The 12,159-nt window shown below is 72.5% G+C and carries 5 protein-coding genes, 2 pseudogenes and 4 CRISPR repeat arrays; of the genes and pseudogenes, 6 read left to right on the top strand and 1 reads right to left on the bottom strand.

The window, feature by feature from the left end:
- The 4 genes and pseudogenes from ACGF0D_RS39400 to ACGF0D_RS39385 form a co-directional block, all read left to right on the top strand.
- A pseudogene (locus ACGF0D_RS39400) lies at positions 1-281 on the top strand (ISAzo13 family transposase); the annotation flags it as partial.
- 879 nt (positions 282-1,160) lie between these two features.
- Positions 1,161-3,133: a CRISPR direct-repeat array (repeat unit 26 nt; unit sequence CGCTCCGCCTGCGCGGAGGTGACCCG).
- A 250-nt stretch (positions 3,134-3,383) separates the two neighbouring features.
- Positions 3,384-5,122: direct repeats of the CRISPR family, unit length 28 nt; unit sequence GTCCGCTCCGCCCGCGCGGAGGTGACCC.
- Between the two features lie 66 nt (positions 5,123-5,188).
- A CRISPR array of direct repeats spans positions 5,189-6,189; the repeat unit is 23 nt; unit sequence GTCGGCCCCGCCTGCGCGGGGGT.
- A gap of 1,007 nt (positions 6,190-7,196) precedes the next feature.
- Positions 7,197-7,834: direct repeats of the CRISPR family, unit length 29 nt; unit sequence GTCCGCTCCGCCCGCGCGGAGGTGACCCG.
- Between the two features lie 99 nt (positions 7,835-7,933).
- Entirely contained in the window at positions 7,934-8,347 is a 414-nt protein-coding gene (locus tag ACGF0D_RS39395) for a hypothetical protein (protein WP_392924890.1), read from the top strand.
- Positions 8,348-8,444: 97 nt separating this feature from the next.
- Positions 8,445-8,984 carry a hypothetical protein gene (locus tag ACGF0D_RS39390; protein WP_392924889.1) on the top strand — a complete coding sequence of 180 codons (540 nt, stop codon included), beginning with the start codon at positions 8,445-8,447 and terminating at the stop codon, positions 8,982-8,984.
- Positions 8,985-9,174: 190 nt separating this feature from the next.
- Positions 9,175-9,409 (top strand): annotated as a pseudogene (locus ACGF0D_RS39385) (transposase); the annotation flags it as partial.
- Between the two features lie 325 nt (positions 9,410-9,734).
- On the opposite strand, the gene ACGF0D_RS39380 reads toward ACGF0D_RS39385, so the two are convergent.
- Positions 9,735-10,097, bottom strand: a complete 363-nt coding sequence (locus ACGF0D_RS39380; RefSeq protein WP_392924888.1) for a hypothetical protein — start codon at positions 10,095-10,097, stop codon at positions 9,735-9,737.
- Positions 10,098-10,696: 599 nt separating this feature from the next.
- On the opposite strand from ACGF0D_RS39380, the gene ACGF0D_RS39375 reads away from it, so the two are divergent.
- Together ACGF0D_RS39375 and ACGF0D_RS39370 are read left to right on the top strand one after the other, a co-directional pair.
- Complete coding sequence (locus ACGF0D_RS39375; protein ID WP_392924886.1) at positions 10,697-11,581, top strand: IS982 family transposase; 885 nt, start codon at positions 10,697-10,699, stop codon at positions 11,579-11,581.
- A 32-nt stretch (positions 11,582-11,613) separates the two neighbouring features.
- Positions 11,614-12,159: an HD domain-containing protein gene (locus ACGF0D_RS39370; protein WP_392924885.1), complete on the top strand. Its 546-nt coding sequence runs from the start codon at positions 11,614-11,616 to the stop codon at positions 12,157-12,159.

Raw genomic sequence — 12,159 nt, 5'->3', positions numbered from 1 at the left:
ACCAGGCGGCCGGGGATCCGGTGGTCAGCGTGGACACCAAGAAGAAGGAACTGGTCGGCAACTACAAGAACGCCGGCCGCGAATGGCGCCTCGCCGGCGAGCCGACCGCGGTCCACACCCACGACTTCCCCGACGCCGACCTGGGCAAGGCCATCCCGTACGGGATCTACGACCTGGCCGCTGACGCCGCCTGGGTCAACGTCGGCACCGACCACGACACCGCGGCCTTCGCCGTGGAGTCGATCCGCCGCTGGTGGAACGCGTGCGGACGGCACTCCTACTGGCGCTGCCGGGCAGGTCGGCCCCGCCCGCGCGGGGGTGACCCCCGGTACAGCGGTGACCATCGAGGCAGGGGTGGGTCGGCCCCGCCTGTGCGGGGGTGACCCGGACTCGGCGGCCTTCTCGTCCTCGAAGCGCTCGTCGGCCCCGCCTGTGCGGGGGTGGCCCAGGAGTCGGTGTGCGCGGTCGGAAGGTTCAGCCATCGGCCCCGCCTGCGCGGGGGTGACCCGCTGATCGGCAAGAGGGTGCGGACGCTCCGCGGATCGGCCCCGCCCGCGCGGGGGTGGCCCCAGGTCCGCGGGCACTCGGTGTCGGCATCGGCCCCGCCTGCGCGGGGGTGGCCCGCTGATCGGGTCGGAGCGTCACGGGCTTGGCGTATCGGCCCCGCCTGTGCGGAGTCTCGCGCCCCAGGGTGATTGCGCGGCAATCACCGACGACCGCTCTGCAAGCGCGGAGGTGACCCGTCCCGCTCGCCCGTGTCCGCTCCGCCAGCGCGGAGGTGACCCGGCGCAGCGGCCCGCCCTTGAGCACGGAGGTCAGTGCGCTCCGCCCGTGCGGAGGTGGCCCGATCCGGCAGGCGGTCAGGAGGATGAACAGGCCATCCGCTCCGCCCACGCGGAGGTGACCCGCCGTCGACCCGCACCGACACGCCCGACCACGTGTCCGCTCCGCCTGTGCGGAGGCTTCGGGAACCGCGGGAACCAGGACACCGGCCTCCCCGACCGCACAGACCCAGCCGGGAGGGCGGGTCCGCCACCACTGTCCGCAGCACGTGCCACGATGAGAACGCTCCTTGACACCACAACAGCACCACCGACCAGATCCCCCATCACGGTCAAGAAACGGCAAAGGCGCCGCTGCGCCGCAGGTCGGGAAGGGTCCGCTCCGCCTGCGCGGAGGTGACCCGGCGGCGTCCTGTCTCAGGCCGTCGGCGTCGTGGTCCGCTCCGCCTGCGCGGAGGTGACCCGCCCGCCAGCTCGGCCGCCGCCGTCATGGCCAAGTCCGCTCCGCCTGCGCGGAGGTGACCCGCGCTGCGGCAGCAGGTCCTCGCCCTGCGCGGCGTCCGCTCCGCCTGCGCGGAGGTGACCCGCCATGGCGGCCATGCTGGTTGCCTGGCAGGACGTCCGCTCCGCCTGCGCGGAGGTGACCCGATCGCGAGCGTGGCGAGGGCGGCCGTGGCGCCGTCCGCTCCGCCTGCGCGGAGGTGACCCGCCAATTAGAGGACGCAACACAACCCTCGGTACGTCCGCTCCGCCTGCGCGGAGGTGACCCGGCCGACCGCCGCGGTGGCAGCCGCTTCGCCAGGTCCGCTCCGCCTGCGCGGAGGTGACCCGTAGCTGGTGGATAGCTGGAACGGCTTGGCGTCGTCCGCTCCGCCTGCGCGGAGGTGACCCGACCTTCGAGCGCCTGGCGGCCATCACCGCCGGGTCCGCTCCGCCTGCGCGGAGGTGACCCGCTTCCTTGACATCTCAACTTCCCTGATAGACAGTCCGCTCCGCCTGCGCGGAGGTGACCCGGCCGCCGACCGCGCCGCCCGCCAGATCGCCGAGTCCGCTCCGCCTGCGCGGAGGTGACCCTCGCTCGGGTCACCGGTGACCTGCGCCCTGACCGTCCGCTCCGCCTGCGCGGAGGTGACCCGCGGCTGGCGGCGGCGACGGGGTCCGCGGCGATGTCCGCTCCGCCTGCGCGGAGGTGACCCGGTGGTGACCAGGCCCTTCCAGCGTCGCTGGCCGTCCGCTCCGCCTGCGCGGAGGTGCCCCGGCCGTCGCCGCCCACCAGGCCGGTACCTGCGGGTCCGCTCCGCCTGCGCGGAGGTGACCCGATGTCGTCCCGCAGGTCTGCGGCGATCCGCTGGTCCGCTCCGCCAGCGCGGAGGTGACCCGCGGAGATCGCAGCCGAGTGGGAGACCACTCGCGTCCGCTCCGCCTGCGCAGAGGTGGCCGCCGGGGACCAAGCGCTGGAAGCTCTCCCCGCACCAGTGCGCTCCGCCAGCGCAGAGGTGACCCGACGACGTTGCTGGCGGCCTCGCGGGTCGGGTGGTCCGCTCCGCCCGCGCGGAGGTGACCTGCGGGCGGTGCCGGTGAGGACCGCGGTGACGATGTCCACTCCGTCCGCGCGGAGGTGGCCCGGCGCCGCCGCGGGTGCGGATGGCCAGGTGCGCTCCATCTGTGCGGAGGTGACCCGACCTGGCGGCCGGTCAGCGGCAGGCGGCCGCGGTCTGCTCCGCCCGCGCGGAGATGGCCCGCACCCCTTCCTCGCTTCCAGTGCCCTTCGGGGGCCGCTCCGCCAACGCAGAGATGACCCGCACGCGCTCGGCCTGACCGCGACGAAGGCGATGTCCGCCCCGCCGGCGCGGAGGTGACCCGAGCGTCCCCGTGTACCTGGACCGGCCGGTGGCGTCTGCTCCGCCAGCGCGGAGGTGACCCGGGCACGCCCGGAGGGATGTCGTAGTCGCGGGCGTCCGCTCCGCCTGCGCGGAGGTGACCCGGTCGGCCTGAGTGTCCGGCGCCGACGGATCGAGTCCGCTCCGCCTGCGCGGAGGTGACCCGATGCTCGCCGACGACCGCCTGCCGCACGCCCAGTGCGCTCCGCCTGCGCGGAGGTGACCCGCTGGGCTACGCCGCCGGTGCCGCCCGGCTCCGGTCCGCTCTGCCCACGCAGAGGTGACCCGAGGTCCGGATCGGACAGTACGGCGCGCTGTACGTCCGCTCCGCCAGCGCGGGGGTGGCACGCTCCCAACGCTGACGGAGCTCCAGGAGTAGTAGTCCGCTCCGCCTGCGCGGAGGTGACCTGGTCGACAACGTCAGCGTGTTCACCGACTGGGCGTCCGCTCCGCCTGCGCGGAGGTGACCCGCGCTGGCCGGGTACGCGGAGCTGGCGCCGACGGTCCGCTCCGCTCGTGCGGAGGCTTCGGAGACCGCGAGAACCAGGACACCGGCCTCTCCGACCGCACATGCCCCAGCCGGGAGAGCGGATCCGCCGCCACTGTCCGCAGTACGTGCCACGATGAGGACGCTCCTTGACACCACAACAGCACCACCGACCAGACCCCTCAGCACGGTCAAGAAATGGCAAAGGCGTTGCTGTGGCGCAGGTCGGGAAGGGTCCGCTCCGCCCGCGCGGAGGTGACCCGTCGACGTCATCCGGGACCGGAACCTGCGGACGGTCCGCTCCGCCCGCGCGGAGGTGACCCGGTCGTTGGCCGTCAAGCGCATGCCGGAGTCGTGTCCGCTCCGCCCGCGCGGAGGTGACCCGTTCGCTTCCCGGCGATAACCACAGAAACCTGAGTCCGCTCCGCCCGCGCGGAGGTGACCCGTTGGTGCCCGCCGTGAGGGCGGAGACGCGCAGGTCCGCTCCGCCCGCGCGGAGGTGACCCGGGCCGCAGCATCGCGTGGACGGACGGCCGCCGGTCCGCTCCGCCCGCGCGGAGGTGACCCGAGGTGTCTGGTCGTGCCGTCGGGTCGGTGACGGTCCGCTCCGCCCGCGCGGAGGTGACCCGCCCGACACGGAGTACAACGCCTCGCGGCACCAGTCCGCTCCGCCCGCGCGGAGGTGACCCGCTCCCGGCCATGCCGGCCGCGGTGGCGCGGTTGTCCGCTCCGCCCGCGCGGAGGTGACCCGGGCGTCCGCAGCCTCCGGCAGGTTGTCCGCAAGTCCGCTCCGCCCGCGCGGAGGTGACCCGGTGGCGGGGTGCGGCAGCAGGTCCGACTCTGTGTCCGCTCCGCCCGCGCGGAGGTGACCCGGGCGGCGCCGGTTCTTCCGGCGGTCTCGGGAAGTCCGCTCCGCCCGCGCGGAGGTGACCCGTCGTTGCAGTTCGGGCAGGCGGTGGCGGGCCGGTCCGCTCCGCCCGCGCGGAGGTGACCCCTCGTGGGTGGGCCAGTCCCCGACGCGGCCGGGGTCCGCTCCGCCCGCGCGGAGGTGACCCCTCGTGGGTGGGCCAGTCCCCGACGCGGCCGGGGTCCGCTCCGCCCGCGCGGAGGTGACCCCCCTTGGCGAAGGCCGCCTCGATGATCTTGTCCGTCCGCTCCGCCCGCGCGGAGGTGACCCGGTGGCGGTAAGTCAGAACGGCGCCCCGGCGGCGTCCGCTCCGCCCGCGCGGAGGTGACCCGCGAAGAGCCGCCCAGCTCTGACCCTGGGCGGCGTCCGCTCCGCCCGCGCGGAGGCGACCCGTAGAGGGAGAGAGCACATGGACACGGACACCAGTCCGCTCCGCCCGCGCGGAGGTGACCCGGTGGCGGTAAGTCAGAACGGCGCCCCGGCGGCGTCCGCTCCGCCCGCGCGGAGGTGACCCGACGAGCTGCTACCGATGACGATGGCCACCCACGTCCGCTCCGCCCGCGCGGAGGTGACCCGAGGTTTTCCGCGAGGCTGGGCTCCCCGGGGTTGTCTGCTCCGCCCGCGCGGAGGTGGCCCGTGGGTGACGACGTGCGCGAGGACGGGCTGGCCGGCCGCTCCGCCCGTGCGAAGGTGGCCCGGAACGCCCGCTCGATCGACTCCACCGTGCTGGTGTCCACCCCGCCCGCGCGGAGGTGGCCCGCAGGTCCGGACCTGGGCGCACTCTAGGTACAGGTGCGCTCCGCCCACGCGGGGGTGACCCGTCAACGACGCGCACGACGGTGAGCGCCATCCCGTCGGCGCCGCCCGCGCGGGGGTAGCCCCCCCGGTCGTCAAGGCCGGCCTTGAGCGGATGCTGTCGGCCCCGCCCGCGCGGAGGTGACCCGAGCCGATGGCCCGTCAGGCAGCGGCCTCGCTGGTCCGATCCGCTCGTGCGGAGGTGACCCATTCTCAGATCATCGCGGCGAGCTCGACCTGAAGTCCGCTCCGCCCGCGCGGAGATGTCGGCGAGCTCGCGGGAATCGAACTGAATAAATTCGGGCACTCTGCTGTGGAAGACTGCAGGTCAGGAAGTGTCGGCCCCGCCTGCGCGGGGGTAGCCCCGTCATGACCGGGGCGACGCCGGAGGCGAAGACGTCGGCCCCGCCTGCGCGGGGGTAGCCCTGATTATCACCCGCGCGCCGAGGAGGTGAAATGGTCGGCCCCGCCTGCGCGGGGGTAGCCCCCAGGCGAGCAAGTACGGCATGCCGGGGCAGCCGTCGGCCCCGCCTGCGCGGGGGTAGCCCTCGATCATCTCTCGGTAGTGACCGACTACCTGCTGTCGGCCCCGCCTGCGCGGGGGTAGCCCCTTGGAGGTCGGCGTCTGCTTCGCCACCTTCACGTCGGCCCCGCCTGCGCGGGGGTAGCCCCGCGCTGGAGATGCTGGAGTCGTACGGGCAGGCGTCGGCCCCGCCTGCGCGGGGGTAGCCCGGGCTCATCGGAGGTGCGGCCGGGCAGGTGGTCGTCGGCCCCGCCTGCGCGGGGGTAGCCCGAACGTCCCGAGGAGCAGGACCGCTCCGGGCCCGTCGGCCCCGCCTGCGCGGGGGTAGCCCCAGGAGCTCCACCATGGTCCACGGACCTGGGTAGTCGGCCCCGCTTGCGCGGGGGTGGCCCCCTCGGCGCGTTCGTGGACCGGGCCGGGCACGTGTCGGCCCCGCCCGCGCGGGGGTGGCCCCTGGGCCTTCAACCTCGGCGCGAGCATCACCTGATCGGCCCCGCCTGTGCGGGGGTGGCCCGCGCTGCACCGACGGCCTGCGCCTGGGTGCCGCATCGGCCCCGCCTGCGCGGGGGTGACCCGACGGTGAGCTGCTCGTGGCCCTGGAGGATCCGGTCGGCCCCGCCTGCGCGGGGGTGGCCCAAGCGCCTAAACAACAGCTCTGACCTGCGGAAGGTCGGCCCCGCCTGTGCGGAGGTGACCCGGAGTTCACCCACGCCGCCGCCATCGCCGCCGTGTCCGCTCCGCCCGCGCGGAGGCGACCCAGCCCCGGCAGCCCCCGGCGGTGCCTCACATCGGAGCGCTCCGCCCGGCGCGGAGGCCTCGGGGACCGCGGGAACCAGACCACCGACCTCCCCGACCACACAGACCCCAGCCAGGAGAGTGGATCCGCCGCCACTGTCCGCAGCACGTGCCACGATGAGAACGCTCCTTGACACCAGAACAGCACCACCGACCAGACCCCCGCCACGGTTAAGAAACAGCAAAGGCGCTGCTGCGCCGCAGCTCGGGAAGGGTGTGCTCCGCCTGCGCGGAGGTGACCCGCCGTCGCCCAGGCCCTCGCCTCGGTGGGTGCCGTCCGCTCCGCCTGCGTGGAGGTGACCCGGCCCCGTTCCAGGCTGAGGTCGAGCTCATGGGGTGCGCTCCGCCTGCGCGGAGGTGACCCGGCCTGTCCTGGCCCCAGATCGCCGCCCGCCTCGTCACCTCCGCACATGCGGAGGTGACCCGGGTGCTGCGGTGGGCCATGCCGACCTGGTCGAGTCCGCGCCGATCCGGGAGCGCCGGTCCGCTCCGCCAGCGCGGAGGTGGCCCGCCGACCGGCAGGACGGCGTGGACGGCGGCCGCGTCGGCCCCGCCCCGCGCGGAGGTGGCTCGCGCTCCGAACTGGCCGCCCGTACCGCCGCCGCGTCCGCTCCGCCAGCGCGGAGGTGACCCGCTCGCCGAGCAGATGGACGTCCTGGCCAACAAGTCCGCTCCGCCAGCGCGGAGGTGACCCGGAAGTGCGAGCCACCACCGAGGCCTACCGAACGTGCGCTCCGCCCGCGCGGAGGTGACCCGATCCGCATCAGGTGCGTCTTCACGGTGTGCGGGTGCGCTCCGCCCGCGCGGAGGTGGACCGGGGTGCCAGCCCCGTACCAGCCCGATAACCAGGTCCGCTCTGCCCGCGCGGAGGTCTCGCGCCCCAGGGTGATTGCGCGGCAATCACCGACGCCCGCTCTGCCGGCGCGGAGGTGACCCGGCACTGTGAGCGCCACCACTGCCGACGTACCCGTGCGCTCCGCCCGTGCGGTGACCCCACGGCCAGGCCGACCAGTGTGCAGTTCGGCCCATCGGCCCCGCGCTCTTGGGGGTGACCCCAGGATTCTGTACTGCACGGGCGCCTACCCGGCGTCGGCCCCGCCCGCGCGGGGGTGGCCCATGACAACGCTCCCTGCTGCTACGTGGGTAGGGGGTCGGCCCCGCCTGCGCGGGGGGTGGCCCCCGCTTCTGTCGGGCAAGGTGAGCTTCAACGTGTCGGCCCTACCTGCGCGGGGGTGCCCCCCGGTGCCGACCGTCGCGGACCCACCGGCCGCGTCGGCCCCGCCTGCGCGGAGGTGACCCGCTCGACTACTCCCGGGTGGTGCAGATAATGCTGTCCGCTCCGCCCGCGCGGAGGTGACCCGCTGACGGACGCCTTTGGGGAGGCCCTGGACCGGTCCGCTCCGCCCGCGCGGAGGTGACCCGGGCCTGGGGTGGGCCGTGGTAGCGATCGTCTTGTCCGCTCCGCCCGCGCGGAGGTGACCCGGACACCGTCGAGACCTGGAACACCTACGGCACGTCCGCTCCGCCCGCGCGGAGCTGACCCGATCGCCGAGGGGCAGTACCGGCCCGGCGATAAGTCCGCTCCGCCTGCGCGGAGGTGACCCGCAGTGGGTGACGATGGCCGACGACCGGGTCCGGTGTGCTCCGCCTGCGCGGAGGCGGCCGCACCAACCAGCGATCGACCCCATGTCCGTTGGAATGGCTCCCGGGGAAAACGGTTGCGGCTCATACTGCTCCGGCCTGCGGTAGAGCTGGGCGAGTCGGGTGCAGCAGGGTGGCTCCGGCCCGGTTGGCGCGGGCGGCAGCGGGCGCGGCCTGGTGCCGTTCCCACTGCTGGCGGGCGTGCTCAGCAGCGTCGGTGGCCGGGGTGTCCTCGACCGGGCGGCGGCGGTGGGCCTCCTCGAGCTCGCACAGCCGGTTGTAGTGCTGGCGCAGGATCGCTTCCCGTTCGGCGGCGGCCTCGTCGACCGCGACAAGCAGGAGGAGAACCGCAAGGTCGCGATAACCACGTGCCGCGGCATCCGGGGTGACTACGCGAACTCGGCGCTGCAGTGTGACGAGTACCCGTTCTCGTCCACGTACGAAGGCGCGAACCAGAAAGACAGCGCAGGCAAGCCCGTGAACCGCTACTCCGCCCGCCTGATAGACGGAAAGGACAACGGAGACGGGACAACTTGATCAAGGATGTCTTCACCGTGAACCGGATCTTGGACAGCGACCCGTTCTACGTCACGATCGTCCCGTAAGCCGTACTCACCCAGGCCGGAGGACACCAGTGCCGATCCTTTTCGAGTTCCGCGCCGAAGCCAGGCCCGACCACGGTCTCATCGAGGTGTACGACTCCGACTCCTACCTCACCGACTCGGAAGCCGCCAGGCAAACTCGGGACACGGTGGTGGCGGGTACCGGCACCCAGATCTATCTCCGCAGCCTCCAGGGCATCGCGCCTGCCGAGGTCCTGGTACGGGTCTGGGACGGCCCCGCGCCGGCCGACAGTAGCTGGCTCGCCGAGGGGGAACGCCCGGCAGTACTCGACAGCGCCACGGGCGAAGTGGTCATCCGCGCCTTCGCCCCGGACATCGCCGGTCACTTCCAACTACCCCGCCCAGGAATCTACGAAGGCCGGGTGTCGTGGAAGGGCCGACACGAGGCCGCCGCGCAGGAGACGAGCCTCCACGCCGAACTCCGCACGACGCAACAGCATTCACAGGCTGACACCGACGCGGTCTGGGCAGCCCACCAGAAGGTCCTGGAGACCTATCGGATCGACCTGTGGTGGACCGCCGAGTCCGAGGACGACGACGAGGACGAATAGACATGACCTGGTGTGGCACCTCCACCGCCCCGGGGCAAAGGTGCTACACCCTGTGGACGGATCGACTCACGAACAGCCCCAGGTCGTTCAGGAGCGCCCGTCACAGGCCTGCCTTACTGATCGTGATCGTTTCAGAATGAGCTGAGCCACGGCCTTTGCGCGCGGCGATCTTGGTAGGCAGGGTGTCCAGGTGAACGCTGATCTTGTTCCGGATGACCTGTGGGAGCGGGTCGCTCCACTCCTGCCGCCCGCTCCCGGACGCCGCCGCCCCTACCCGGGTCGGCTGCGTGTTCCGGACCGGGCGGCCCTCGCGGGCATCGTGTACGTGGCTGCGGACCGGTGTGGCCTGGCGCGATGTTCCGGCCGAGACCGTGGGCTGCTCCGGGGTGACGGCCTGGCGTCGGCTGCGGGACTGGACCTACGCAAACGCGTGCTGCTGTCGGGACCGCACGGAGCGAGACGCACCCAGGGGCCGGGATCCAGCGGGGCCTACTCAGGACGCCGATCGCGCGTCACGCGTGCGGCTACCGCCTGCACCGCCTCTTACTCCTGCTGGTTCGGCCCGCAACGGGACCTCGGGCGCCCCGGCGGCGCCTGTTGAAGCGACCGGCCGAGTCTCCCACACCCGCTGTCGGCAGGACCAGACCGATCAGAACACTGCCATCGCATTCACTCCATCATGGTGACTTGCCGTCACCAAACCGCGGAAGCTCTTCTGCGGGAATTCACGATGAGTGACTGGTTGATGGGTCAGATCCGATTTCTCGGGTGCTGTGCATTCCAGGCGCGGATGATGGCTGCTCGCTGGTCGTCGAGAGTTACGGCGTCTTCGGGTGCTGCCGGGGCGAAGATGTCGACGGTCTCAGGGGCCTCGCCCCGAGCGTCCGGGAAGCTGACGTACGCCTGCCGCCCATTGGTGAACTGGCGCAACTGTCCTGACGGGTGAACGTCGGGACGGGCTCCCTGGCAGCAGAGCAGGCGGCCGTCTCGTTCCAGCTGTCGTCGAGCCTGGGTGAGACAGTCGAGGTAGTCGGTCCCATTGATCTGGGTGAGCGACTCGCCGTCAAGGAGCGCGATCAGGGCGGTGGAGGGCTGGCCGACGTAGATGGTCACAGACCCAACCAGTCCATCGGAGTCCACGGTCTGAAGAGCGACCTCTTCCGTCCACTGCGGCCGGGGGACGTTGCTATCGGAGGTTCTGTCCTGCTCAAACCGGCTGTTCATGTCGACCATGATCGCCGCAGAAAGCAAGCTCGGGAAGTGCTTACACAGCCGACAGGACACGCGTGCGGAGGAACACCGTTGGAAGGCAACGGTCTCGCGGCGGGTGATCTCGTCCTCGCAGAGGACCTGGAGAAAGTCCGGGTGCCCGAACTCGCCGCCCGTGGGCCTGGGCCGGGCGGGTGTCGAGGGTCTCCAGCACGCCGGAGAGGCGAAGCGCCTTCAACGAGTCGCGCGGGGCGGTGTCCACCACACTCATCGCACGGCCTCCTCGGCGTCATCGTGGCCCTGGCCATCGCGGAGTTCGTCCGCAGTCCGGCTGGGGATGGCGGGGGCGAACAGGCCCTCGGGGCCGTGGAGGAAGGCCGGCCCCTCCGTCGTCGGCCTCTTCGCACCATCGGTCCCTGACCGGCATGCGTCGTCGCCTAGATGAATGAGTCCGATCGCCGATCTGGCCGCGACCATGACGAAGGGTGCCCGTTGGTTGGTTTGTGAAGACGAACCTGGACACCCTTCTGACGGCACTGTACGTGTTCATCGACGATCATGTGGCTCCTCGTCACCGGATCGGGCGACCCCCGCGACTGTCGGATGCGGAACTGCTGTGCCTGGCCGTGGCGCAGGTGCTGCTCGGCTTCCCGTCCGCGCGGCACTGGCACCGCTTCGCCGGCAGCAGGCTGCGACACCTGTTCCCGTACCTGCCCGGGCAATCCGGCTACAACAAGCGCCTGAACACCGCCGGCCCGCTGATCTCGCAGGTCATCGGGGCACTGGCACGACAGGTACCGACCTGGCACGACGATCTGCGGCTGATCGACTCCACACCCGTGCCGTGCGCCGCGTCGAGGGAGACCGTCAAGCGCTCGGCCCTGGCCGGAACAGCGGGATACGGCTACTGCGCGAGCCACTCCCGGTTCTTCTGGGGGCTTCGGCTCTACCTGCTGACAACCGCCGAGGGTATGCCGGTCACCTGGTGCCTGGCCAACCCGAAGCTCGGCGAGCGGGAAGTGGTCCAGGCGATGCTCGGCCGGGACCGGGACCTCGTGCGCCGCGGACAGGTCATTCTCGGCGACAAGGGCTTCGCCGGAGCCGCGTTCGAGGCCTTCGTCACCGACGAGCTGGGCGCGCACCTCGTGCGGCCCGACCGCCGGGGCGAGCCTGCCCGCTTCGGCAGACTCGCCCGGGTCCGCCAGTGGATCGAGGCCGTCATCGACACCCTCAAGGGCCAACTCAGTCTGGAACAGCACGGCGCTCGAACCGAAGCGGGCGTCTTCGCCCGCACCGGTCAGCGCCTGCTCGCCCTCGCCACCGCCATCTGGCACAACTGGACCATCGACGCCCCGATCAAGCGATCACTCATCGCGTATGACCACTGAGGACATCGGACTCATTCATCTAGCCTTGAGCGATGAAGCTGCCCCTCGCGTACCGGACCGCCGAGTCGCTGCTCGCGGGCATCCCCCTGCGCTGGGCGCACTCCTGTCGGGTCCTGGAGCAGGCTCGGCTCCTCGCCCCGGTCCTCGGTGCCGACGGGGAGCTGGTGCGCGTCGCCGCGATGCTTCACGACGTCGGGTACGCGACGTGTGCGGTCGACACCGGCCAGCACATGATCGACGGCGCCCGGTACCTGCGTCGGATCGGCGTCGATGACGAGGTCTGTTCGCTGGTCGCCTACCACTCCTCGTCGGAGTGGGAGGCGGCCGAGCTCGGCTTGTCGGCCGCGCTCGCGGAGTTCCGCCGGCCGCCGTCGGACCTGCTGGACGCGATCACGTACTGCGACCTCACCAGCGGCCCCGACGGCGCCGTGGTCGACCCGGTGTCCCGGCTCGACGAGGTGCTCCGCCGGTACGGCGCCGGCCACGTCGTCCACCGCGCCGTCTCCGCCGCCCGCCCCGCGCTGCTCGGCATGGCCGACCGGGTCGCGAAGCGGCTGGCCGGCTCCGACGGCGCCTGA

The organism is Kitasatospora sp. NPDC048298 (assembly GCF_043201465.1).
Taxonomy (GTDB): domain Bacteria; phylum Actinomycetota; class Actinomycetes; order Streptomycetales; family Streptomycetaceae; genus Kitasatospora.
This window is presented reverse-complemented; position numbering and strand designations above follow the sequence as displayed.

Bases quoted from the DNA above. Each gene is read 5' to 3' on its own strand.
- ACGF0D_RS39370 (WP_392924885.1), top strand. From the start codon at position 11,614: ATGAAGCTGCCCCTCGCGTACCGGACCGCCGAGTCGCTGCTCGCGGGC.